Annotated in this window: 22 protein-coding genes and 1 pseudogene; 5 read left to right on the forward strand and 18 right to left on the reverse strand. The window is 68.5% G+C overall.

The features are described 5' to 3' along the window. Positions 1–11 precede the first annotated feature (11 nt). A complete protein-coding gene (locus tag ACIRYZ_RS14950) occupies positions 12–134 on the reverse strand; it encodes a hypothetical protein (protein WP_402943813.1) in 123 nt (40 codons plus the stop codon). A gap of 704 nt (positions 135–838) precedes the next feature. Then, positions 839–1,018, reverse strand: a pseudogene (locus tag ACIRYZ_RS14955) (haloacid dehalogenase); the annotation flags it as partial. Positions 1,019–1,113: 95 nt separating this feature from the next. Here ACIRYZ_RS14955 and ACIRYZ_RS14960 point away from each other — a divergent pair. Together ACIRYZ_RS14960 and ACIRYZ_RS14965 are read left to right on the forward strand one after the other, a co-directional pair. Continuing rightward, entirely contained in the window at positions 1,114–1,887 is a 774-nt protein-coding gene (locus tag ACIRYZ_RS14960; RefSeq protein ID WP_402943815.1) for an XRE family transcriptional regulator, read from the forward strand. Next, complete coding sequence (locus ACIRYZ_RS14965; protein WP_402943817.1) at positions 1,871–2,344, forward strand: NUDIX hydrolase; 474 nt, start codon at positions 1,871–1,873, stop codon at positions 2,342–2,344. The genes ACIRYZ_RS14960 and ACIRYZ_RS14965 overlap by 17 nt, the downstream gene beginning before the upstream one ends. Here ACIRYZ_RS14965 and ACIRYZ_RS14970 read toward each other — a convergent pair. The 10 genes from ACIRYZ_RS14970 to ACIRYZ_RS15015 form a co-directional block, all read right to left on the reverse strand. After that, a complete protein-coding gene (locus ACIRYZ_RS14970; RefSeq protein WP_402944052.1) occupies positions 2,332–2,898 on the reverse strand; it encodes an HD domain-containing protein in 567 nt (188 codons plus the stop codon). The genes ACIRYZ_RS14965 and ACIRYZ_RS14970 overlap by 13 nt on opposite strands. 152 nt (positions 2,899–3,050) lie before the next feature. Then, on the reverse strand, positions 3,051–4,337 hold the full coding sequence (gene serS / locus ACIRYZ_RS14975) for a serine--tRNA ligase (protein WP_402943819.1): 1,287 nt from the start codon (positions 4,335–4,337) through the stop codon (positions 3,051–3,053). Positions 4,338–4,776: 439 nt separating this feature from the next. Next, complete coding sequence (locus tag ACIRYZ_RS14980) at positions 4,777–5,223, reverse strand: NUDIX hydrolase (protein WP_402943821.1); 447 nt, start codon at positions 5,221–5,223, stop codon at positions 4,777–4,779. A 106-nt stretch (positions 5,224–5,329) separates the two neighbouring features. After that, entirely contained in the window at positions 5,330–6,136 is an 807-nt protein-coding gene (locus tag ACIRYZ_RS14985) for a hypothetical protein (protein WP_402943824.1), read from the reverse strand. Continuing rightward, positions 6,133–7,845, reverse strand: a complete 1,713-nt coding sequence (locus ACIRYZ_RS14990) for a carbamoyltransferase (RefSeq protein WP_402943826.1) — start codon at positions 7,843–7,845, stop codon at positions 6,133–6,135. Before ACIRYZ_RS14990 ends, ACIRYZ_RS14985 begins: the two co-directional genes overlap by 4 nt. Before the next feature lie 114 nt (positions 7,846–7,959). After that, positions 7,960–8,778, reverse strand: a complete 819-nt coding sequence (locus ACIRYZ_RS14995; protein ID WP_402943829.1) for a hypothetical protein — start codon at positions 8,776–8,778, stop codon at positions 7,960–7,962. After that, positions 8,775–10,001 carry a radical SAM protein gene (locus ACIRYZ_RS15000; protein WP_402943831.1) on the reverse strand — a complete coding sequence of 409 codons (1,227 nt, stop codon included), beginning with the start codon at positions 9,999–10,001 and terminating at the stop codon, positions 8,775–8,777. Before ACIRYZ_RS15000 ends, ACIRYZ_RS14995 begins: the two co-directional genes overlap by 4 nt. 440 nt (positions 10,002–10,441) lie before the next feature. Continuing rightward, complete coding sequence (locus tag ACIRYZ_RS15005) at positions 10,442–11,161, reverse strand: class I SAM-dependent methyltransferase (protein WP_402943833.1); 720 nt, start codon at positions 11,159–11,161, stop codon at positions 10,442–10,444. 52 nt (positions 11,162–11,213) lie between these two features. Then, entirely contained in the window at positions 11,214–12,044 is an 831-nt protein-coding gene (locus ACIRYZ_RS15010) for a hypothetical protein (RefSeq protein ID WP_402943836.1), read from the reverse strand. A gap of 3 nt (positions 12,045–12,047) precedes the next feature. Next, positions 12,048–12,896 carry a hypothetical protein gene (locus ACIRYZ_RS15015; protein WP_402943838.1) on the reverse strand — a complete coding sequence of 283 codons (849 nt, stop codon included), beginning with the start codon at positions 12,894–12,896 and terminating at the stop codon, positions 12,048–12,050. Between the two features lie 365 nt (positions 12,897–13,261). Between ACIRYZ_RS15015 and ACIRYZ_RS15020 the strand changes: the two genes are divergently transcribed. Continuing rightward, a complete protein-coding gene (locus ACIRYZ_RS15020; protein ID WP_402943840.1) occupies positions 13,262–14,245 on the forward strand; it encodes a phosphotransferase family protein in 984 nt (327 codons plus the stop codon). Here ACIRYZ_RS15020 and ACIRYZ_RS15025 read toward each other — a convergent pair. The 6 genes from ACIRYZ_RS15025 to ACIRYZ_RS15050 form a co-directional block, all read right to left on the reverse strand. Next, a complete protein-coding gene (locus tag ACIRYZ_RS15025) occupies positions 14,236–15,153 on the reverse strand; it encodes a hypothetical protein (protein WP_402943843.1) in 918 nt (305 codons plus the stop codon). The genes ACIRYZ_RS15020 and ACIRYZ_RS15025 overlap by 10 nt on opposite strands. 94 nt (positions 15,154–15,247) lie before the next feature. Next, positions 15,248–16,525, reverse strand: coding sequence for an ATP-grasp domain-containing protein (locus tag ACIRYZ_RS15030; protein ID WP_402943845.1), 1,278 nt, complete (start codon positions 16,523–16,525; stop codon positions 15,248–15,250). Next, on the reverse strand, positions 16,522–17,667 hold the full coding sequence (locus ACIRYZ_RS15035) for a glycine amidinotransferase (RefSeq protein ID WP_402943847.1): 1,146 nt from the start codon (positions 17,665–17,667) through the stop codon (positions 16,522–16,524). The genes ACIRYZ_RS15030 and ACIRYZ_RS15035 overlap by 4 nt, the downstream gene beginning before the upstream one ends. A gap of 22 nt (positions 17,668–17,689) precedes the next feature. Next, entirely contained in the window at positions 17,690–18,664 is a 975-nt protein-coding gene (locus ACIRYZ_RS15040) for an aspartyl/asparaginyl beta-hydroxylase domain-containing protein (RefSeq protein ID WP_402943850.1), read from the reverse strand. 29 nt (positions 18,665–18,693) lie between these two features. After that, a complete protein-coding gene (locus ACIRYZ_RS15045) occupies positions 18,694–20,088 on the reverse strand; it encodes a hypothetical protein (RefSeq protein ID WP_402943852.1) in 1,395 nt (464 codons plus the stop codon). Positions 20,089–20,145: 57 nt separating this feature from the next. Further along, positions 20,146–21,312 carry a cytochrome P450 gene (locus ACIRYZ_RS15050; RefSeq protein ID WP_402943855.1) on the reverse strand — a complete coding sequence of 389 codons (1,167 nt, stop codon included), beginning with the start codon at positions 21,310–21,312 and terminating at the stop codon, positions 20,146–20,148. A gap of 296 nt (positions 21,313–21,608) precedes the next feature. Here ACIRYZ_RS15050 and ACIRYZ_RS15055 point away from each other — a divergent pair, with 296 nt between their 5' ends. Further along, the gene (locus ACIRYZ_RS15055; RefSeq protein ID WP_402943856.1) at positions 21,609–23,024 is read left to right on the forward strand and encodes a helix-turn-helix transcriptional regulator; all 1,416 of its coding nucleotides are present in this window, start codon (positions 21,609–21,611) and stop codon (positions 23,022–23,024) included. Positions 23,025–23,061: 37 nt separating this feature from the next. Then, on the forward strand, positions 23,062–23,745 hold the full coding sequence (locus ACIRYZ_RS15060; RefSeq protein ID WP_402943859.1) for a RibD family protein: 684 nt from the start codon (positions 23,062–23,064) through the stop codon (positions 23,743–23,745). Positions 23,746–24,182 lie beyond the last annotated feature (437 nt).

The raw sequence follows: 24,182 nt of genomic DNA on the forward strand, positions 1-24,182 counted from the left end.
TGCCCCACCGGCTACCGGGGTGGGGCAGGACGCCAGTTGATCAGCCCCGTCGAGGAGTACGGACGGTACCGCCGGTCGTACTCCTCGACGCTTTCCACCCCGTAGTCGAGCGCCGCACGATAGACGTCGATCACCGGTGCGCCCCGCTCCACAGCGCCTCCTTGAGGCGCACGATGGGGGATCGACGGATCACGCGACTGCGTTCGGTTGGATCCTTCTCCAGTTGCGTCGCCGACTGTTGGCGCTGAGGGACTGGCGCGCCTGGTCCGTGAATACGTCGATGTCCGCGCGTACCACCTCCCAGACGGCCGTAACGGCCATGTGTCCCGCATCGCCGACCTGTGCGGGACCGGGTGTAGTCCATTCCCCGAGAGCGAGTACCCAGCGATCGAATCCGTTGCATAGCAGTACGGCAGCGGCGCTGACCTCAGCGGGACCTTCCACAGCCACGACCGCAGCGGCGCGGCGCATGGCGGCACCGCGAGACGCGGCTTCGCTGGTGTGCTCACGGGAATCGTCGTACCGCCCCTGTGCAACGGCTTTCGCTGCCGCTTCGCCGGCCTCCAGTCTCTCCATCACCATGCCTAGGAAAGCTCCGTATGCTTCTCGCCGGACTTGACGCAGCCACTGCCGTTCCTGGAGCCGGTCCTGAGTCACACCAGTGATGTAAGCGGTACCGAGAGTTGCCACCGATCCGACGGCTGCGCCCAGAAGCGCTGCGATCCCAGCATCCATGAGCACATGCTGGCATGGGTGTTCGCCAACCCGACAGGGAACGGGCAAAGCGGGGGCGTGAGTACCAGCCGTCGCTGCCATGATCCGCGGGCAGAACCTATGCCAGGCCGTGCAGAAGGAACATTTCACGCATGATCAGGCGGTCGGTCCGGCCGTCTGTTGCTGCCGGTGCCACGGGTAGGTTCCCTGCGATGGACGACAACGCGCTGGCATAGATCTCTTTGCTCACGCCCCCGTTGTCAATGAGGGTGTGATCGATGTCCCACAAGACGATGAGCGCCATTGGATCAGCGTAGGCAGCACGTGGCGCAATCGTCGGCCTCATCGCGTCCCAAGACGTCCTTGCGAGTCCCGGCGCAGTCCGGTTGGATATCCGCTGTGAACGAGCGATTGCGCTCCGCACTCGCCCAGCGCGGTGTGCCCCCTGCGGCACTCGCAACGGTCTGCGAGGTGGACCCCAAGACCGTGATCCGCTGGTTAGGGGGGCGCGTGCCCCATGCCCGTCACCGGTGGGCTGTTGCCCATCACCTCCAGGTGGACGAGACCTTCCTCTGGCCGGAGCCCCGTCCCCGGGTCGCGCAGGTCACCGGTCCCGGTGCCGGCCTCGTGGCGACCTACCCCGACCGTGCCAGCGTCCCGCGGGAGATGTGGTTATCCCTGCTCCTCGAGGCAGAGCGGGACATCGACGTGCTGGTGTTCTCGGGGACGTTCTTCGCCCAGTCGAACCCGCGCATCGCCAGGATGCTGGCGCAGCGCGCGGCGGCCGGCGTGAACGTCCGGCTGTGCTTCGGTGATCCGCAGGGCCGCGCGGTGGCGATCCGCGGACGGGAGGAGGGCATCGGCGACGCCCTCGCGGCGAAGATCGGTGCCTCGCTGACCTACTACCGGCCGCTGCTGGGCACGCCCGGCTGCGAGATCCGTCTGCACGACACCACGTTGTACAACTCACTGTTCCGCTACGACGACGACCTGCTGGTCAACCCGCACGTCTGGGGCCAGCCGGCGTCCGCGAACCCGCTGCTGCACCTTCAGAAGGGCGGCGGGCTTGGCTGGTTCGACAGCTACGCTTCGAGCTTCGACGCGGTCTGGGACTCCGCCCGGCCGTGGACCGACGACGCACAGGGGGGCCAGTCTTATGGCCGGCAGGACTGAGTACTACAGCGATCCGGACGCACCGGCCGCGAACTCGCTAGTCCCTGCGAGCAACCTGCTCGTGCAGAACGAGGCCGGCGAGATCCTGCTGCAGCGCCGACGCGACACCGGGCAGTGGGCGCTGCCCGGCGGTAAGCAGGACATCGGCGAGTCCGCCGCCGACTGCGCGGTACGCGAGTGCGAGGAGGAGACCGGGATCAAGGCGGAGATCACCGGACTCCTCGGGGTCTACTCCAACCCGGAGCACATCGTCGTCTACAGCAGCAACGGTGAAGCCCGCCAGCAGTTCGAGGTGGCGTACATCGGCCGCCCGATCAGCGGTACCCCGACGATCAACGATGAGGCCGACGGTGTGCGCTGGGTGCGGCCGGGCGACCTGGACGACTACGACATCCACCCGAGCATGCGCCAGCAGATCGGCCACTACCTCAGCGGCCGGTACCCCTACCTCGGCTGACTCGCAAGAGCAAGCCGGTGTTCGGTGCGGGCCACCGCCGCCTCGAGCTCCGGCTGCGCGCGCTGGATGAACCGTCCCACCAGCGTGCCGACTCCGTACCGGGCAACGATCTCCGCGACCCGGTCACGGGCGCTGGTCGGCCCTCCGTCGGGGGTGGTGGTCATGTCGCAGAAGATCAGGGCGTCCACCAGCACCTGATCATCGAGCATCGGGAACTCGTCCTCCAGCACCTCGCGCAGCCCGCGCTCCTCAGCTTCCAGCAGGGCGAGCGAGTGGTTGGCCACCAGTCGCACGAGACGCGCGTCCGCGCCGTGCTCATCCCGCAGGAACCTGGCACCGTCAAGCGGATGAAAGCCCGTCAGCGCCAGGCGGGGCGCGTAGCCGACATCGTGGAGCACCGCGGCGGCGACCAGCAGGCCAGCATCCAGCCCCACGACCGCAGCCAGTTGCGCCGCTCGGCGCGCCACCCCCTGGGAGTGCGACCACCGCCTCGACATGGTGGCCGACAGCTCCTGCTCGGCGATCCTCCATGCCCACTGGGTCAAGGTCTCCATCACGCTGTCGGCCTCCTCACCTGGTGCCTGGTCCATGCGTTGCTGCAAGAGGGCACGCACTGCCAGGGCCGCCGCCGAGGCGGCGACCCTGGCAGTGGCCGCTCCTGCGCCGGAGGCCTGGATGTGCTGTTCCGGGCCTGCCGGCGGTACGACTACCTGGGTGCTGCCGGGGTCAGGGACTTGCAGCCGAGCCAGCGCTGCAGCACCGGCGGCACCGCGACAGTCCCGTCCGACTGCTGGTGCTGTTCCAGCAGGGCCGGCACCAGGCGGCTGGTGGCCAGCCCAGAGCCGTTGAGGGTGTGCACGTAGCCGGGCTTTCCCGTTGCGGGGCGGTAGCGGATGTTGCCGCGCCGGGCCTGGTAGTCCCGGGCGTTCGATACCGAGCTCACCTCGACGTAGCCGTCGATGCTGGGCAGCCAGACCTCGACATCGAAGGTCTTGGCCATCGAGGCGCTGGTGTCCTCGGCGGCCAGCCGGGTGATTCGGTGGTGCAGGCCGAGTGCCTCGACCAGGTTGGCCGCCTTGGTCAGGAGTTCCTCGTGGGCGGTTTCGGAGGTGTCGGGGTGCGCGAACTGAAACATCTCGACCTTGTTGAACTGGTGGCCGCGAAGGGTTCCACGGTCGGCGGCGCGGTAGCTGCCGGCCTCGCGCCGGTAGCAGGGCGAGTACGCGACGTACTTGCGCGGAAGTTCGTCCTCCGTCAGGACCTCGTCGCGGTGGAGGTTGACCAGGGCGGTCTCCGAGGTCGGCAGCAGGAACCGCTGAGGCCCGGCCGGACCCTGTTCGAGCGCGAAGACGTCGTCGGCGAACTTGGGGAACTGGCCTGCTACGTAGCCAGCCTGATAGGTCAGCAGGTGGGGCGGCAGGATCAGCTCGTAGCCGTCCTGGACGTGGGTCTCGATGAAGAAGTTGAGCAGCGCCCATTCGAGGAGGGCGCCGTTGCCACGGTAGACCCAGTTGCCGGTGCCGCCGAGCTTGACTCCGCGCTCGTAGTCGATCAGCCCCAGCCGGCGGGCCAGATCGACGTGATTGTGCGGCTCGAAGTCGAAGGCCGGCCGGGTGCCGTGCTCGCGGACGACCTGGTTCTGTTCCTTGCCGCCGGTCGGCACGTCCTCATCGGGCAGGTTGGGCAGTTGGTCGAGGAATGCCTGGCGCTCGCCGGCAAGCGCGGTGAGCTGCTCTTCGAGTGCGGCAAGGCGGGTACCGAGCTCGGTTGCCTCGGTGCGCTTGGCGACGGCGGCCGGGTCCACCGGGTCTAGCCGCGCGATCTCACGAGAGATCTGCTTGCGCTCGGCGCGTAGCGTCTCGACCTCGGTCGTGCCATGCCTGTATTTCTCATCCAGAGCAAGGAAGGCGGTGAGGTCGATGTGCACGGCTCGCTTCGCCAGCGCGCGCTCGACGCGCTGGGGGTGCTCGCGGATCACGGTGATGTCCAGCATTTAGGGTCCCATCGATCAGTCGGAGTCCGACGTGATCCCTTGGGGGCGTGGGCGAGAAGGGAACTCGCGGTGCCACCACGCCTTCGCCGTCACCCGGAGGGGACGGCCTCGACAGCTCGATAACGGGAGCGAACCGGCGGGGCATTGGGCCGCAATCGGCCGTTCCTCCCCGCACTCGGGAGGGGATTCACCCCAGGACGCGAGGCTGCCTTCCCAGCTGCCGGCAGCTCTCTCGGCTCGCGTGCCCTGCGGCTACTTGTCTCCGTCAGCGCGTTGCCCAGAGGATAGAACGCCCAGGGCGCCGCGAGCAACGCAGAATCGCCGTACAGATTCGGACTATCACTCAGAGTGACGTCACGGCGGTTGGTACGGATCAGTGTCCTGCCGACTCGGCAGCCTCCATGCCGCGGTTCTCATGAGGGCCGGCAGCCGAAGCTGATCAGCGCCGCTCGGCCAGCGCGATCAGCCCGCGCACTGGGTCCGAGACGTTCGGCGGCAGGGCGTTCGGCCTGACCCAGACGAAGTCGTCGTGCTCGCTCAGGATGATGGGCTCGGTGCTCGGCGCGGTGGCGGTGAAGGCGTACTGCCGGCCTCGCTGCCCCTTGCGGTTGGTGTAGTCGACGGAGCCGAGGTAGCCGGTGATCGTCACCGCCAGGCCGCACTCCTCCAGGGTCTCCCGCAGAGCGGCCTCCTCCACGCTCTCACCTGGTTCCACACCTCCGGACGGAAGCTCGTACTGGCCCGCCATGCAGTCGCCCTGCTTCCGTCGAAGGAGCAGGATCCGGCCACGGTCGCGGATCAGGCACCCGGCACCGAAGCGCTCGATGCCGTCACGAGCAGCATCCTCCACGGGGGCAAGGACGGACGGCGGGATGTTGCGGCACATGCGCTGCTCCTCATGTCTGGACCGCTCATGGTGAGCTGGGCCGTTACGGGCTCATTCTCGTGCCGTGGTTGGCCTGGGGAGGGACCGCCGCAGGCCAGCCGTCCGTCTACGGCGTGTCGCCGTGATCCGCCCATCTGCCGGCAGCATGGGCGGCCCGGACGCGGTAGTCGTACAGCGCACCAGGCGGGTAGTGGTCGATGCGGCTGCTCCAGTAGGTCGCCAGGATCCGGGCGACGGTCGTGACGGCCTCGCGCGGTGCCGCTTTGAAGGCCGGGACGGTCCGGACGAGTGCCTCGGCGCCGCAGGGGCTGTGCCCGGCCACGATGAAGTGCGGCACCATGAACGCGGCCACCAACCAGCCCGCCCCGAGGCGGCTGGAGCCCCAGTCGATCACGTGGACCTCGCTGTTGATGATCAGGTTGTCCGGTCGCGGGGAGCAGTGGAGCAGCGTGTCACCGGCAAGAAGTTCCGCCGGCGCTGTCTGGTAGGCACGGTGGTCGCTGATCGCAGCGGCGCCGACGAACGGGCTCGGGGTCAGGAGGTCGATCAGCGTGGTGATCTTCTCCAGGACCATGGGGATGTCCGGTGAGCGCGGGCTCAGATCGGGGTGGCGCCCGTCGACGTGCTCGAAGACGAGGGCGAGCCAGCCGTCCACGGTGTCGGTCCACAGCAACCGGGGCCCGAGGCCGGGGGGCAGGACGGAGTTGATCCCGGCTTCCAGCTGGTGGTCCTTCGAGCGCGGGTGACTGACGGCTATCGCCTTGAGGAAGACACTTCGGCGGGTCAGCGTGAGGGCGGCGCTGATGCCGGGGGTGTGGCCGCCTGGGCGCTCCTCAACATGGAGGACGGGGCCGAACTCTCGTTCCACCGCTATGCGTAAGGGGGCGGGGATGATGCCGCCGGGGTGGTTCAACGGGTGGTCTCCTCGATGATGTATGGGCCGGCCACGAGCGCGTCCAGGCCGCAGCGCAGGAAGGTGCTGACTGCATCGTTCGGCGTGCAGACGATCGGCTCGTCCGCGCCGTTGAACGAGGTGTTCAGCACGACGGGTAGACCCGAAAGCTGGCGGTAGGCATCGATGACGTTCCACAGGAGCGGGTTTGTGTCCCGGTGCACTGTCTGGACGCGGGCGGAGCCGTCCACGTGGACCACGGCTGGAAGGCGATCCCGCTGGTGCTGGCGCACCGTGCCGGTCGCCAGCATGTACGGGTAGACGAGTGCGCCGGCCGACTGCAGGGCGAAGAAGTCGTCGGCGCGCTCAGCCAGTACGGCCGGTGCGAAAGGGCGGAACGCCTCCCTTTGTTTGATCATGGCGTTGATCCGGGAAGCGGTCGTGGCGCACTGGGGAGAGGCGAGGATGCTGCGGGCTCCCAGTGCCCGCGGCCCGAACTCCATGCGGCCCTGGAACCAGCCGATCACCTTTTCTTCCCTCAGTAGCTGGGCGGCTTCCTGGTGCGGCTCGGCCGTGCGCCGTACCCGGTATCGGCCGGCAGGGATGCCGCTCAGGGCTGAGCGGATGGTCTCCTCGTCGTAGGAGGGGCCGAGGAAGGCGTGTCGCAGCGGGCGCCGGACTGGGCTGGCCGCGGTGGCCAGCGCCGCGCCGATGGAGGTGCCGGCGTCGCCTGCTGCGGGCTGGATGAAGATCCGGTCGAACCGGCCCGAGGCGATCACTGTGGCGTTGGCGACGCAGTTGAGTGCGACGCCGCCGGCCAGGCAGAGCGATCGTCGCGGTACGAGGTGCTGGGCGAAGGCGAGGAAGGAGTCGACCAGCTGCTCCAGGAGGTGCTGGAGGGCGCGGGCGATGTCGCGGTGTCGATCGGTGATCGCGTCCTCGGGGCGCCGGGGCGGCCCGAGGAGTTCGACCAGAGCGGGGCTGAACAGGTTGCGCTGGGCGCTGGGCCGGCGGTGGTGGTCGAAGTAGCGCAGGTTCAGGTGCAGTCGGCCGGTGCGCTGGTCGAACCAGGCGAGGCGCCTGATCTGGTCGAAGTACCGAGGGCCTCCGTAGGCTGCCAGGCCCATCACCTTGTACTCGTCGTTCTGCGGCCGGAAGCCGAGGTATCGGGTCAGGGCGCTGTACAGGTATCCGAATGAGTGCGGGTAGGCGATGTGATGGCGTCTCGTCATCCGGCCGTCTGTGCCGTCGTAGATCGCGGCGGTCTCGTACTCGCCGCGGCCGTCGAGGGTGACGACCAGGGCGTCATCGAAGGGGGAGGTCAGGTAGGCGCTTGCGGCGTGCGCCCGGTGGTGCGACACGGGTGTGAGCGGCAGGTGGCCCGGTAAGAGACCGCTGCGACGAACCACTTGGGGCAGTCTGCGCCGCGTGCGGTACTTGTCCAGGTCGGACAGCAGCGAGCCGATCGACGCCGGTGTGCCGTAGCGCAGGTTCGACGGCGCCAGGAGAAGGTGGAGCTTCGGGTCGACGAACAGCGCTGCCTGGTCGAGGTCCTGCGGATGGGCGCCGGCCAGGTCCAGGCAGGCCCGGATCGCCTGCTCGGGGAACACCTTCGTGTTCTTGATCCGATTCAGGCGCTCCTCTTCGACGGCGGCGGTCACCGTCCCGTTGTGAACGATGGCCGCCGCCGCGTCGTGGGTACCGAAGTTCAGCCCCAGGGTCAGAGTCAACAGCGCCGGCCGATCCGCTCGCGGCCTCCCATGCACGGGCGCTGGGCTCTGAAGGCGACGGTCACGCTGTCGGCCTGGACGTGGCTCTCGGGGGCCGTTCGTGGCAGGGCGAGGTCAATCACAGGACGGCCTCCTTGAGCCCGGTGCTGCCAGTGCAGGGACCGGAGGCCTTGAGCGTTGCGAGTTCCGAACGGTGTCGATCACTTCGTTGACGTGCTCCGGTGAGGACATGGTGATGGCGATGGTCTCCACACGCGGATCACGTAGCACCCAGGCAAGAGGACGGAGTCTGCTGCTGGCGGTGCGGGCGAGCGGGTCGATCAGGGCACCGCGGTTGAGCGGCGACATCCCGACGAAGCCGCGGCCGGCCTGCGAGATCTGGGCCAGGTGGGAGATCGGCCAGGGTGAGGCGAGGTGGTACTGGGCGGCGACAGCCGTGATCGGCTCCTCTCGCAGGGCGGCACGGACCGCAGCCGGGCCATGGCAGTAGGCGTAAACAGCGCTGATCCGCCCGGAGGCGAACGCAACCCGGGAGCCATGCCGGTAGAAATCCCTCAACGCCTTGGGGTCGTTGAGAAGTTCGGCCCGCTCGGTGCGCTTGAGGTCAACCTGGAGTACTACCGCGTCGATCCGGGCGATGCCCAGCTGGCCGGTGGACATCTCGATGGCCGTGTTGATGCGCGCTTCGAGATCTCCCCGCAGCGGGCACTCCGCCTTGACCAGGTGGCGGAGTCCGGCAACGGGGCCTACCTCGTCCAGCACCTCCCGCACTGCCCACTGCGTGCCGAGGTGTGGGTTGGAGTGGATCGTGCGGACCCCGGCGTTCAGCGCGGTGCGCAGCGCTTCCAGCCCCGGCCGGGAATCCTTGCCGGGCAGCAGACGGCCGGCGACGAACGTCGAGGTGCCGAAGCACAGGCGTTCCAGGTCCGTCACATCTCGCCCCGTGCTTCCAGCGCCTCGCGGGTCAGGATGGTGCGGAAGTGCGCGATCGGCTTCTGCTCGCCGACGACTTTGTCGAACCGCAGCTCGCCGAGCTGGTCGCGGTAGTGCTTGCGGTTCGGGTTGTCGATGTCGAACTGCTCGCTGTCGCGGTAGCCGGTCAGCCGCTTGAACGTCTCGCGCTTCTCGTCCAGGGACATCCCCCACAGGACCGGGGGGTTCTTCTGGCTTATGCAGACCGTCGTCATCCCGTTCGGGCTGATCCGCAGCTTCCAGCAGCCGCCGCACGGGTAGTCCCAGGAGAACATCGCGAGCACCGCGACCTTCACCCCTGTGTCGCCGATCTCGTAGTAGTTGTAGCTCGGGTTGTCGCCCTCGATCGACTCCCGCCGCACCGGCCGCAGCTCACCCGCTTTTGCGAGCGCTTCGAGGATCGCCTGCTCCTCCACGAACTGGTCCTTCCAGAACGCCTCGCCCTCTGCACCGAGTTGGGCGGGGTTCGAGGGGAAGAACTGGTTCAGCTTGATCGCCAGCTGGCCAGCCCCTCCGCTGTTGTTCAGCTGACGGGCGTAGTCGATGAAGGCGGGCAGCTCGTGGAGGGTGTCGCGCATGGTCACGCACGAGATCTTCGTCAGGGTTGGCAGCAGCTCGACCGAACGCTCGATGCTGCGCAGGGTGTCACTGTGGAAGCCGCGGCGGGTGATCAGCAGATTGCGCTGCTCGTCCAGGGTGTCGATGCTGACGATCGCCCGGGTCAGGCCGGCGTCGACCGCCTCCTCGATGAAGTGGTGCAGGCGGTAGCCGTTGGTCGTGACGATCTGCTGGTCGTAGCCGATCTCCTTGCCGGCGCGCAGCAGATCCACGAAGTCGCGCCTCACGGTCGGCTCTCCGCCGGTGTAGTGGACCCGCCGGAAGCCGATGTCGTAGCCGGCCTGCAGGACCTCGATCGCCTCCTCCTGCGAAGGCTGAACGATGACTCCCTGCTTCCCCTCCGGCAGGCAGTACTGGCAGCGGATATTGCAGCGGGACGTGATGCCGAACCGGAGGTTCCATTTGCGCATGCCGGGCGAGTACCGGTTGTCCATCACCTTCGGGGATTTCTGCCTGGCTTCGTGCTTCACGGGCACCTGCCTTTCAGGGGAATAACGTCCAGGAAGAGAGCTGCGCGAATTGAGCCGGTTCCAGAAGCTGTTCTCCAGGCCGCGATTACCTTGCACCGCCAGAATGGAGAATTCTCCCGATTCTGGCGGCTCTACTGGGTGCCTTCCAACCACGTTTCGGGACGCTCTGGGGACGTCCCGAAACGTATCCGGTGGGGCTGCCTGGCTCCCGCGCAGATGGCGGCGCGGAGCCGGGTCCCACCGCACTGCGAGCGACGGCGGGACCGGATCGGGGGTCTACCGAGGGAGGTGGATGCTGGTCGTCCCGCCTATTGGTGCGAGCCACCGGGGCACGATGACGTTACGCCCATAGGCCCAACTGTCGTTTTCACGAAGACCGCGAGTTCGACACCGACATGGGCCAGGCTCTGGCCTCCATGCCAGCGTTACGCGCAATGGCTGGCTGTTCGCCGACGGTACCGGCCTGCCGAGAAGAGCACGCTGCCAATCAGGGCGCTGGAGGGCGCGTGCCCCGGCGCCAGCGGCGGTGCGCTTACTCAAGCGTTGGCCAGCCACAGACCCTTGTACTGGATCTTGGGGTGCCGGTGGTCTCTTGTGGTGGCACCGGCCGGGGTGTAGCCGCAGGACCGCAGCAGGTCCGCCGTCGTGAACTTGTCTCGTTCCTCGTTGTAGACGCCGATGATCAATCGGCCGCCCGGAGCGACAACATGGTCCAGTAGATGGGCCACGTACGCTCCACGCAGGTCCGCCGGCACGTAGTCCACGCCGGTGCGGACGGCATCGAAGCGATGCGGAGGCTTCCAGCCCATCGCGTTGGCGGTCCAGATTCGACGCGCCCACTTCGGGCAGCGGGTTCGGGCGAGGTCGGCGAGGGCGGTGGAGATCTCCACCCCGTAGGGCTCGATGATGATCCCGGCTTCGGCCGCCCACTCGGTCAGGCTCTCCATGAGGTGGCCGTTGGCGCATCCGATGTCGAGGAAGGTCCCACCGTGGGGCGGGAGCAGGTCGACGAGCAGGCTGCGGGCTTCTCGCCAGCGGGTCTCGTCGCCGCTGTGGCCGGACTGGGCCCGCGGGTTGTCGCCGTTGAGGTAGGCCGGTTCGATCACGCCCAGGACGGCGGCGTGCCACTCGGTGGCCGTGATCTCGCCCGCCTGGTACGCGTCGTCAATGGGTGCCAAATCGCTCCAGCCTCGCTCCTTCGCGCTCGCGATGTCCTCGGCGTCGGTGTCGGCCGGACGGCGTGTGGGGGGGTCCATGCGTACTCCTTCCTTGTTCGCTGACGTTGGCGCTTTGTAGGCAGGGTGACGTTCAGTCCCCTTGAAGAACGCGGATCAGCCGCGCGGCCTCCCGGTGTGCCAGCCCCATTCGGGGGTCGTTCGGACTGGCGTGTGGTCCGACGATCTTCGCCAGCACGAACAGCTGCATCAGCAGACCGTCGCGGCTCTCAAGGTCTGCCCAGCGCTCCCTACGCACCCGGTCCGCGAGCGCGGGTACGGCGAGGGAGGCGGCGTACAGCGATGCCGAGTCGAGGCCGCGTGGCGCCATTCCCCAGTCCTCCCAGTCGAACATGCAGAACTCACCGGGGCCGGTGACGTTCGCCCAGTTCAGGTCGGCATGAGCAGGACACCACTGGTCCACCCGAGTGTCATGCGTTCCGGGGAAGGCAGCCTTTATTGTGTCGTCGATCAGCTGCTGCGTGATCCGTTCCGTATCCGGGGCCGCCACCCGAGCCGTTCGGTGAACGGCCAGCGCTGCCAGCGAGGCATTCAGCGAGCGCCACCAGTCGCCCGGCAGCTCCGGGTCGATGGTCACCACCGCGGCTCCGACCGGGAGCTCGGGCAGCAGCGAGGTCTCGTCCACGTGCCAGATCGCTCGGTCGTCCGGGTCCTGCCATGTCGTCGACCCGTACCAGCGTGGCATCGCCACGCTGGCCAACGCCGCTGCGGCTTCGAATCCGCCCCAGCCCTGTTCCCGCGCCCGCGGCCAGGGGCGGCGTTCGACCCGGGTCCAGCTACCGCGGTCGGTGCCGGCTCCGACCGTCCGGCGCTTGCGCACCACGCTACGCCGGTCCAGCCTCGTGCCGAGGCGCTGCTCCACCTGGTCCAGGATGTGATCGACGAGCTCCTGCCGGAGGTCCATGGTCTACCGGACGAGGCCGGTGTTGGTGCCCTGCGGTGGGGTGACACCGGTCAACTCACGTGCCTGCTCGGCGAGGAGAGGCGCGAGTTCTGGGTAGTACCCCCGATCGACAGCCTGGAGCATCTCCGCGAGAGCGATGAGCTGACCGACGCGTCCGGCCGGGGTGTCGAGGATGTCGGCGAACTCCGCGCGGATGCGGTCCGCGACCTCGGGCACGAGGAGGCTGCTGACCCACAGGACCGCAGGGTCGTAGCCGACCGGCACCAGGCCCCAGCGTTCCCAGTCGAGGATCTTGAGCGGCGCGGCGGTCAGGTTGGCCCACTGGAGATCACCGTGCCCGGTGGTCCGGTCGATTTCGGCTGGGGCCGGGATGCCGAGGTACTTCGGGAAGACCTCTTCGACCCATGTCTGGCGCAGAGTGATCTTCGTGCTCGGTGCTTCCGCGATGCCGGCCACCGCGTTCCGCAGCCCGGTCCACCAGCTGTCGTCTAGGCCGGGATCGTCGCGAAGATCCGGGGTCGAGGAGACCGCGGGTCCTACCAGGTCGAAGACGTCGGCCTGGTAAAACCAGCCCGCTTCCGTCCAGTCCACGGTGTCGTGGAGCCGGGGGCGCGGGACGGAGGCGGGGACGAGCTGTTCAGCGCCGAGGGCGCCCTGGCCGGTCGGCCGGGGCGCCCGGTGGCAGCTGCTTCTGGAGACGCGGAGCCAGGTGTTCTCGGCCCGGCGGCCGACGGTGGTTCCGGAGGTACCAAAGACCGGCGGTTCGGCGCACACGAGGCCGAGGAACGCTGCGGCCTTCTGGTGTGCTGCCGTCAGGCTGTGCCGGGTGTCGCCATCCGGCTGAAAGGGCATCAAGCACTCCTGAATCGCTTGTCGGGGATCGGTTCGGCGAGGGACACCCTGGCATCGTCCCAGTGCCGACGGGTGCTGGTCACGGTGAGAACGACGTCCAGCGCCGAGCATGCTCCGATGACCTGGAACGCGGCGGCGCGCAGGTCGTCCCGGCTGGATTAGGTTCACCAGTTCGGGTGTCATCAGGCCGGGCAGCCCCACGCGCTACAGGCTCGCTTCCGGCTCGACGCGGGATAACTGTGGAGAACCGCAAGCATTAGCCGCGAGCACCGGTATCGTCGACTCGCCGCACAGGTAACGTAGTTGACTGTGGATCATATTCCTCCTGCGCTTCACTGCGCCTGTTAGAAGTTCAAGGTAACCGCATGGAATTTCTACTGATCGAGCGCGCCGCTGAGGCGTTCCAGCAGCCAGTGACCGCCGACGAGATCCAGGCCGTCTGCCATCGGGTCTTCGGTGCCGACGTGCTGTCCGCCAGAGAATTGGGCTCGGGCATGTACAACAACACCTACCGCGTGGCCGTGGCCGGACACGAACGTCCGGTGATCCTCCGGATCGCTCCAGAGCCGGGTCGGCAGTTCCGCTCCGAGCTGCAGTTGATGCGCAACGAGTACGCCAGCGTGCCATGGTTGACGGCAATTGCGCCTCTCATGCCGCGTGTCATTGCCGCGGATTGGTCGCACGAGGTGATCGGCCGGGACTACATGGTCCAGACCCATCTTGACGGCGTACCCGCCCCCGAAGGTCTCGGTAGGTACTCCCGCACGAGCTGGCCGAGCTTCTTCCGGCAGATGGGCTCGATCGCGCGGAAGATCCACGGGGTGCGCGGTCCGCACTTCGGCCCCATCGCCGGCCCGGCATACTCCGCATGGAGCACGGCCGTGGCGGCCTCCCTGGAGGACATCGCTGTCGATCTCGACGCTGTCGGACTGGACTCCGCTGATCTGCGCAAGGTAGCCGAAGTAGCGAGCCAGCACCGTGCAGTTCTCGACGAGATCACCGAGCCACGCTTTCTCTCGGGTGACCTGTGGACCGTCAATGTAATGCTCGCCGAGAGCGCACCCGACCCAGTGATCTCCGGAGTCCTCGACCTGGACCGCACCTGGTGGGGTGATCCCGCCGCTGACTGGACGATCCGCATGGCGATGGCGAAGGCCGACGAGCGGGAGGCGTTCTGGGAAAGCTACGGCCCCCAGGACCGTTCCCCTTCCGCGGTGCTGCGCTCGCGAATCTACGAGGCCCGCCACATCGGTGCCATCCGCCTGGAGCGGCATCGGCTGGGAAACGTTGACACGGTGCCGCAGACGTACGAGCTGATGCGGGACGTACTCGACCAGCTTCAGGCGTGAGTCGCAGCATCGCGCTGGCGAGAGGTCTCGCGGCTCGGCATGCGTCTGACGCTGATCTGCGCCGCTCGCAGCTCGGTCATGAACTGGTCCTGTGGCTGGACGTAGGCGCGCAGGTCGACGTCGTGCAGCAGCACAGGTGGCCGGCTCAGCCGATGCGTGCCGGCAGCGATGAGGAAGGTGCGGGTCGTGGCGTCGCTGCCTCGCTTCGTGCGCGGCGCCTGATAGAGCAGGTACGCCGCCTGCAGCCAAGCGGTCAGCGCGGCGGCCGGGGTGGTGTGGTCCTGGGCGAGCAGAGTCATGGCGCTGCGGAAGATCGCCCTTCGGTCCGTTTCCGGAGAGCTGGCGCTGTAGACCAGCAGCTGGCCGTCGGTGGCAATCCGGGAGGTGTCCCCGCCCCGTGCGGCGACTCGAGCGACCATCACGGCCGCAGCATTGTGGGCGGCACTGCCTCGCAGTAATCGCATCCCGTGTGCTGCCTGACCGTCGGGCAACGTGACGCGGTTGCACACGACGTCCACGTCGGGCGATTGGGTGAACCTTGCGGCGATCAGCTCGGCGATCCGTCGCATGGTCCGGCTGGCGGGAGTCTCGGCGCCGCCGAGGTAGGTCCGCGTGGCCGGGTCCCAGGTGGCGCCGTCGCGGAGCCGCTCGTGCTCCCCGATCCGGAAGAGGTTCGGGTTGTCGTCGGTGATCGGTGTGCGGAACTGCTCCGCCGAGGCTGCGCCGTAGCGGCCGGTCGGGTGCGGGTTCGCCACCGCGGTCCGGTACCGCCAGTCCTCCGCTGCTTCGAACGCCGTAGTGAATGCCGTGGCCCGCGCGTCAATGTCGCGGGCCGTAGGCAGAACTTCGGTCAACGACTGGTGGAGTGAGAGTGCTGCCTCAGCCTGACAGTGAGCGAACTCGCGCACGACCCTCTGGGTGGTCGGCTCGTTGCTACGCAGAACCACGTCCGGTGTCGGGAAGCACTCAGCTGTGATCAGCGTGGGAGCTGGACGGGACATCCTAGGTCTCCGTGGTCGTGGAGTGGCTGCCCGGCCAGTCGCCGGGCTCGACGTCAATGCGGATCTGGTCGAGCAGCTGCTCTGCATATAGGTCGACAGACTGCTGGTTGGGGCCTACCACGACGAAGCTTCCGAGGCGGGCGGTGTTGTCCGTGGCTCCGTTGACGGTCTGCCCGACGACCTTGCGTGCACGGACGATCGGCACTCGGGGACTGGGGTCGGGTAGTCCGGTCACGGTCGCCAGGCGTCCAGGGTGCGGGCTGGTCAGGAAGCGCACGGTGGCGTAACCGCTGCGGGTTGGGGCTAGGTGAGCTGGGCGGCCCAAGGCCGTGTCGAGACAGGCCGCCCACGGATCGATACCGAGCGCGTGCTGGATGAGGAAGCCGATCTGCCCAGCGCCGATACGGGCTCCGATCTCGATCACGGTGCACTGGCCGTTCGGCGTCAGCATCACCTCCGTGTGTGACGCCCCGTTGCGTATCCCGACCGCGGCGATGGCCAGGTCTACCTCCTTGAGTACGGTCTGCTCGGCCACCGGAGAGAGAACGGCGGGAAGGGCATGGCCGAGCTCGACCCGATGGGCACCGCCGGTGACCGTCTTACGGGTCACGCACAGGTGTGTGCTTGTCCCGTCCTGGGTGATGGATTCGACGCTGTACTCGGTGCCCTCGATGAATTCCTGGACAAGGACCCGCGGATCGGGATCCATCCCGTACATCCCACGCGGCACCTTTGCGGCCCTGAAGGCTGCGGTGGCCTCGGCCGGACTGGTCACTACCGTGACGCCGGCGGAGCTTGCCCCTGCTGCGGGTTTCATGACGCATGGAAAGGTGATCTGTCGGGCGGAGCACAGGGCGAGCAGTTCGTCCTCGGTGCCGACAGCCCGGCTGCGGGGCGCGGTGACGCCGTGGCGGGCGAACGCCTCGCTCATGGCGACCTTGCTCCGTGCCGCAGCAGCCCGGGCCGGATCGTTGCCGGGCAGGCCGAGGGCCGCGCACACGTGCGCGAGCAGCTCCGTGAGGTACTCATTGCTGGTGAGTACCGCGCCGATGCCGTGGCGGTGGGCGTAGTCGATGACATCCCGCAGTGCCTGCTCCGTTCGCGAGAAGTCTGTCAGCAGGCGGCCGGACAACAGCGCTTGGAGGTCGGTGGCATAGGTGGCATGTGTCTCGGGATCGGTGGCGGCGTGTACCTGGTAGCCAGCTGCGACCGCAGTCGCGGCGAGGGCACCGGACTCGGGGCCGGCCGCCTCCAGGAGCAGGACGCGGGGCGTCGTCACGACAGGTAGTCCTCGCATCCGCCAGAGCGGTGGGTGTCGAGGGTGAAGCAGTGGAAGCCTCCGCCGAACAGTCGCCGGTGCCGGTGGCGGACCGGCACCGTCGTGAAGCCTGCTGCGTCGAGTGTCTTGATCAAGCCCGTGCAGTCCTCGTTGACCAGCACCGTGTTCTCGTCGATCGACAGCACGTTGAGGTCGATGTAGGGGCTGGTCAGGACCAGGTCGGCGTCGTCGTAGGCCGGGAACGCGCCGGGGTCGGGCTGCGGCGGGACGATGAACTGCCAACGTTGCAGCGGCTCGGGCAGCAGGTCACGGATGCCGTCGTGGCGGGCGAGGAACACCCCGGGCTTGAGCGCCAGGAGCATGCTGTCGATGTGGTTGTCGGCCATCCGGTGGACACGGTGGACGCGGTAGTGGCCGTCCAGGTGCCGTTCCAACCACTCGACCGCCATCGCGTGGTTCTCGTGGGCGATGTTGACCACCAGGTCGTGCCCCAGGCGCAGGACCTGGGCTCCGTCGAGCATCATCTCGAAGCCGACGTCGTACGGGGACGGCTGGGGGGAAGCGATCGGTTCGGTGGGACCGCCGAGGGTGGTGGTGGCGTCACGCGCGTAGGAGAGGTCGAAGGAGTTGTCGGTGAGCAGGGGCCGAGGCATCGTCGTCCAGCGGGCGCCAGCCGCGTAGTAGGCGTGGAAGACCGGGGCGAGCAGGCGGGTCTCCAGGTAGCGGGAGCGGATCGCGGGCGGCGTCTCGATGATCTCCTCGCCGAGGATGAGCGTGTTGTCACGGATGTTCAGTGCCGGGGTCGCCACGGCCTGCCAGCCGAGGCCGGCGATGGGGGCGGCGTTCGGCGGCAGCGGCAGGGGCCGGTGGACGATGACGCCGAGACCGGCGAGGGTGGCGGCCAGGTTCTCAACGTCCTCGTGGAGTTCCTCGGTGTAGCGGCGCTTGATGTGCCAGCTCTGCGGCCCGGCACCGCGGGTGGTGGCCAGGCGGGGGTAGGCCCAGTCCGAGCGGAAGCCCGTCAGGTTCTCGTGGTGAAACAGTTCGAAGGTGACGTCACGCTCGTGGGAGAGGTAGTTGGCGGCGGAGCCGACGATGATCTCGCGCAGCGGGGTGAAGTCGTCGTAGCTGTGCAGCTTCATGGCTGGTGGCCCTCCGGGCTGGTCAGTGGGCGGTGTTCGCAGCCGGCAGGTGACGGTGGAGGGTGGTGCGGCCGCGACGCACGTGCAGCAGGACCCCGTCGGCGGCGGGCGTGAGGGTGCGCTGCTCGCTCCAGCCAGCGAAGTGGTACTCGCCATCTCCAGTTGGCGCGAGGGCGAGGAGGCGTCCGGCGGTGGTCAGCGTCAGCTGGCCGTCAGGCTGCTGGGTGATCTGGATGGGCTGGAGTTGGCCCTCCAGCGGGTCGTCATGGTCGAAGTCGGTGAAGCCGCTGGGCAGAAGCGCCGAGTACGGAAGCGGGAACGCGAAGCCGGTGGCCTGCGGGGTCGGCCGGTTGAACAGGACGTCGGCTTCAGCGAGGATCGCCCGCCAGCCGGTAGGGAACAGGTCGACGAGATCCTCGGTGAGAAGGGCGTCGATGACGGTGTGGACCCGCACCGTGTGGCCGGTGTTGCGCACCAGGTGCTCGCGGGAGAAGTCGCCGTACCAGAACTCCCCGGCCTGCCAGCAGTGCTCGACGCCGTCCAGGACGAGTGCCGCCTCGGGGTGGGTGACGATCGGGATGTGCAGGCGTACGAACCCGCGGTCGAGGCGATACTTGGGGTCGCAGTGGGGCTGCGAGGCAGCGCCGGGGCCGAGCGCCATCAGCCGCACCGCATTCAGCGGCGCCGGGATGCCGGCGAGGATCTCGCGCAGGTAGGGCAGGCGGTCGAGCCACTGGGTGGGAGCGAAGTCGACCGGGCCGGGCCCGCCCGGGTCGGTGCGCTCCCCGTCGCCACCGGGGCTGCGCAGTGACAGGACTCGCCAGTCGATCGCGGTCGCCTCGCCAATGTGGCCGCCGGGGGCGTGAATGCGCTGGCGCTGCCAGCGGTGGCCTGTGACGGCAGCGAGCTCCCGGGCGAGCCGGTCGGCGTCGAACGTAGGGGTGAGGCGGGCGGCTTCGGCGAGCCGGACGGGTCCGGGGCGGGCAGGCGCGTTCATGGTGGAACCCTTCGAGGTGGCGGCGGCACTCAGGACGCGAAGTGCGCGGGGATACCGACGTGGTCGCTGGCGCTGTATGCGCTCTCGGGCACCGTCGCGAAGCGGGCGTTCAAGCGTTCCCAGACGGCCTGGCGGTCGGCTTCGGTGGCGTAGGCGAGGCAGAACACGAACTGCGCAAGACCCGGCTGGAGCGGGACGATCGGCATTGAGACGATGACGCCGGTGCGGCTGCCGGCATCCCAGGCGCAGCCGAGCTCGGTGAGGGCCGTGAAGAAGCTGTCGGCGTCGGGGACGGACCAGGTCGGGGGGACGTGGTACTCGACAACGGATCGTTCGGGCAGGGCGGACGTGTCGACGATGCGGTGAGCGATGACCTGGTAGATGTGCAGTGAGCCGGAGACTTGCGCGTTGACCTCGGTGAACAGCACGCGGCCGTCCGGGGTGGCGATCGCGTCGGCGCTGAGGTGACCGCGGTAGCCGAGTGCCCGCCAGGTCTCGGCCAGGCGGGTTCCGCCGTCCAGGAGCTGGGCGCGGACCTTGTCGTCCACGTCGCGCAGGGGGATGATCTGGTGGCTCAGCCGCCGGCCGACGTACAGCAGGGTGCCCATCTCGGTGGGACGGGTGCCGGTGTCAGCGGCGTAGTGCTCGGAGTAGAGGGAGGTCGCGTTGGGGGTGAACTCCTCGACGACGACGGGGAAGTGGCCCTCACCACTGGCCCAGTCCCAGCGCTGCTGCCAATACGCATCGATCGCGTCCGGCCTGGGGTCGAGCTGGTGGAGGTGTCGGGCGCCGACGTGGTCCACGGCCAGCATCGGGTCGCGGACCAGGAGCTGGTTGCCGACGCCGGCTCCGTTGTGGGCCTGCTTGACCACGACCGCCCCAGCGCTGCTGAGCAGGGTGTAGGTCGCGTCGATCGCCTCGCTCACGCTGCGACACACCGCGCCGGGGGCGATCGGCACGCCAGCCCCGGCGGCGAGCGCCCGGAAGACGGCCTTGTTGTTGCCGAGCTCTCCACCGCCCTGGGCGAAGAACGCGGCACCGGGGAACCGATTGGCCATGCCGAGGGCTGCGGCGAAGCGGGCCACGGAAGCGGACGGCCACAGCGCGAACACCTCCTCCACGAGCCGACCACTGGCGGCGGTGAGCGCCTCGCGTGCCGCGTCGAGGAACTGAGGACTGGTCAGGGCGTCTGGGTCGAGCAGGCGGCCACCGAAGCGTCCGGGCGGAGTGATGAGCACGTTCAGGCTCGCCGGGTCCACACCGGTCAGCGCGGTGACGTAGGCCAGGAACTGCGGATCGGGGGCATCGCAGAGCACGATCAGGTCCCCGTCCTGGGCGAACCACAGCAGACGCTGGGTCCAGGCTCGCAGGTCACCGCGGTCGCGGATGGCGGGATCGATGTGGTTGCCGATCAGAACTCTCATCAGGGCACTCCAGGTCACGAGGGACGTGCGACTGCCGCCGGGGCGGCGGGGGAGCGATCACGCGCCGAAGACGACCGGAAACCGGTCGAAGACGCGCATCGTCGCGGTGCGGCGCCGCACCGGTGCTCCCGCTGCGCGCAGGCGGGCCGGGTGGTCGAGGAGGGCGTGCACCAGGACACGCAGGGCGGCCTGGGCAGGGACCGTACCGATGCAGGAATGGGTGCCCCAGCCGAATCCAAGGTGCCGGTTGGGCGCACGGTCCAGCACCAGCTGATCCGGCTTGGGGAAGTGCTCCGGGTCGTGGTTCGCGGCGGCGAACAGCGCCAGTACGGTCTCTCCCGCCCGCACTGCGGTACCGCCTATCTCGCAGTCTTCGGTGGCGATCCTGCTGGTGCCCTGCACCGGTCCGTCGAACCGGACCAGCTCGTCCACTCCGCTGCGCAGCAGGTTGGGGTCGGCCATCTGTTCCAGGGCGTCGGGGTACCGCAGGAGGGTGTGCACGGCGTTGCCGAGGGCGGCAACCATGGTGCTGTAGCCGCCCTGGAACATGACCCGGGCTGTGTTGCGGACGAACAGGTCGAGGTCGGCGCCGCCGGCCGGATCGGCGTGCTGGCGGACGTGGGCCAGAAGCCCCGGTCGGCTGCTGACGGTGAACCAGGACTCCACAAGAGCGGTCAATTGCTGCCGGGCGACTTGGCCCGGCTCGGCGAGACTCGGATCGAGGCCCGCGTCCATGCTTCGCATGATCCGGTCAGAGATCTCGGCGAAGGAATGGAGGTCAGGCTGCTCCACTCCGAGGAGATCCGAGATGACGGCGAGCGCGAGTGGCGCCGCGATCTCGACCATCACATCGAAGGGGCCCTCACCGGTGAGCTCTTCGAAGCGTGCGGCCAGTAGGCGGCGGCCACGCTCCTCGATCGCTCGAAGGTCCTGGGCGCGCAGCGCGTTCATGAACAGCGAGCGCACCAGAGCCTGGTCAGGTGGATCCAGCGACTGCACGCTCAGGCTCGGCTCCGGCACCAGGGCGCCCGTGCGGCGGCGGTCGCGGGCGAAGCGTTGGTGGTCGCGCAGCACAGCGACGCAATCCGTGTAGCGGGTCAGCGTCCACGACCGCATGCCCTCATGCCAGAACACCGGCGTGGCTTCGCGCAGTGCGGCGAGTACCGGGTAGGGGTCCTCCAACGTCGCCGGGTCCAGCGGGTTGTACATCGTCAGGGACGGCATCAACTCTCCTCGCGGCTCCAGAGCGTTCCGTGGCTTCTGGCGTCGGGCCAGGGCTGCGTGCTCCCGCCCCAGCCCGACGATCAAGATCAGTGGTCGTAGGACATTGCAGACCTCCTCTCGATGCGCCGGGTCGGCGCGCCGGCACTCGTGCCTCCGGCGAGACCCCAGGGAATCGCTGCGAATGAGCTTTGAACAGAGCAGAATTGATGCACCGATGAGGCATTCATGTGGCAAACCCGCGTCTGGCCTGGCAACTTATGCAACCGACAAAGTCACGGCGCGGCAGGGGGTGGGTTATGGCGACTAGGCGCGACCGGTTCATCGCGCAACGCGCGAGCGCGGGGTTCACGCAGGAGTCCCTGGCGGCCGCGATGGGGGTCGACCGCACGACGGTCGGCCGGTGGGAGCGCGGTTCCGCTCTCCCACGCCCGTGGCAGATGGCGAAGCTCGCCAGACTGCTGGGGGTTATCACGAGCGAACTCGCCGCGCTGCTGGCACCTCTCGAGCAGGATGTACCGGCCGCCAACACGGCGTCGGCGCTTGGAGCCTCGCTGCCCAGTGGAGCCGTTCAGCGTGTCACGATGCCGGAATGGAACACGCCCGGCCGCGACGGGTACACAGCTGGCGCTGCAGTCGGCGCCGCTTCGATGACGCTCATGGACGGCGGCGCCCGGGTAGGCTGCCGGACCGCAGACGGGAGGATCATCTTCGTGGCCGTGCCGCGTAGAGCCCTGCTGCGGGGCGTCACCGGTGCTGCGGGCGTCACGGCTCCGTCGGGTCTCGCGGCACCCGATATCCAGGCAACCCCGCCTGCCCTCTCGCCGGACATCCACCCGGTCGAGAACATGAGGTCCCTTCGCAGGTCGCTCGTCGAGTGCGACAACGTCCTCGGGCCTCGCGAGGTTGTCGCCAGGGCGCAGGAGCAGGTCCGCCTCATCCAGCACCTTCGCCGCGAGGCGTCCGGCCGGGACCGGCATGACCTGCTGCAAGTGCAAGCCGAGTACGCCGAGTTCTGCAGCTGGTTGTACCAGGACAGCGGCGACCACCTTGCCGCCCAGTACTGGGCGGACCGCGCCGTCGACTGGGCGAGCGCCTCCGGAGACCAGGACCTGTCCGCCTACATCATGGCCCGCAAGTCCCAGCTCGCCGGCGACATGCAGGACTCGATCGAGGCCATCGACCTCGGCGCCTCCGCCCAGCGCATGGCCGGCGCGGGAAGTCGGCTGAGTGCCATGGGTGCGGTGTACACAGCGCACGGACACGCGTTGCTCGGCGACGAACGGACAGCCCAGTACGCCTTCGACCAGGCTCTCGCGCTGCTCGCCAAACCGCCCGAGGCACCGTTTGGCCGAGGCCGCTGGCTCAACGAGGCGTACGTGGAGGCCCAGCGCGCACAGTCGTTGTCGCTACTGGGCCGCCACCGCGAGGCGACGTCCGGGTTCGAGAAGGCGATCCGGGCCCTGCCCGCGACCTACCAGCGCGACCGCGGCGTCTACCTCGCCCGCTCGGCCATCGCCCAGTTCCACGCCGACGGCCCCGAGCACGCCGCCACAACCGCGTACTCGGCGTTGTCGATTGCGACGACCACCGGATCCGCCCGGATCCTCACCGAACTGGCGCGCCTCGACGCACTACTGCAAAGGTGTGATCGCGTGCCCGAAGTCACCCAGTTCCGGCAGGCGCTCGACAGCGTCCTGCTCCATGAAGTGTGATCAGAGTCCTTGTCGCCTCGAGAGAACGGACCCGCTGATGGCCTCCCGCCCCTTCGTCCTGCTGAGCGTCGCAACCTCCGTCGACGGTCACATCGACGACGCCTCCCCCGAACGTCTACTGCTGTCGAATGCCGAGGACTTCGACCGCGTCGACCAGGTCCGCGCCGAATCCGACGCCATCCTCATCGGTGGCAACACCCTGCGCAGCGACAACCCGCGGCTGCTGGTCAACAGCGACAAGCGCCGGGCCGACCGGATCGCGGCTGGCAAGCCCGAGTACCCGCTCAAGGTCACCATCTCCGCCAGCGGCGACCTGGGTCGGGACCTCAAGTTCTGGCACTTCGGCGACAAGAAGGTCGTCTACACCACTGACGCTGCCGCACCGAAGCTCCGGGAGACGCTCGACGGCCTTGCCGACGTCGTCAGCACCGGCCCCACCGTCGACTTTGGCGCACTGCTCGACGACCTCGCTACCCGCGGGGTCGAACGCCTCATGGTCGAGGGCGGTGGCAAGATCCACACCCAGTTCCTCTCCCAAGGGCTGGCCGACGAGATCCACCTCGCCATCGCTCCGCTGCTCGTCGGCGACGCCGCCGCACCCCGCTTCCTTCACCCGGCGAACTACCCCGGCGGCAGCAGCCGGCGGATGATGCTTCTGGAAGCCCGGACGATCGGCGACGTCGTGCTGCTGCGGTACTCCCCCAAGCCTGCGTCCAACTGATCTTCGAGGGCTCACGCCGCCCGTCGTCGAGTGCTCCCCCACTGGAGGACCACCGCCGTTGGCTCGGGCGCTTTCTCGGCGCCCGGCCGGGTGCGGTGGCTCTCCAGACGGCGGGTAGCCTACGAGCAGCCAGTAGGCCGGCCGAGAGGACGCGACCGTATGACCGAGAGCTTCGGGCTCTCGCCCAACTGGGTGGCCCGGAAGGTGGTGGCGTACGACGAGCTCCGGTCGGCGTCGGGCTCACTGTGGTGGTTGCAGTCGGATCCCGATCACGGCGGATGCCGTCGGGTCATGCGCGCCGACCGGTCGGGCACAGTCGTCGTGGTGACGCCCCCCGGCTTCTCGGTCGGAGGTCAGCTCCATGCCTACGGCGGCGGCGCCTTCGCGGTGACATCGGAGGAAGTGTGGTTCGTCGATGACGACGGTTCCCTCCTCCG

The sequence above is a fragment of the Kitasatospora sp. NPDC101155 genome, from assembly GCF_044768305.1.
In the GTDB taxonomy this organism is placed as follows: domain Bacteria; phylum Actinomycetota; class Actinomycetes; order Streptomycetales; family Streptomycetaceae; genus Kitasatospora.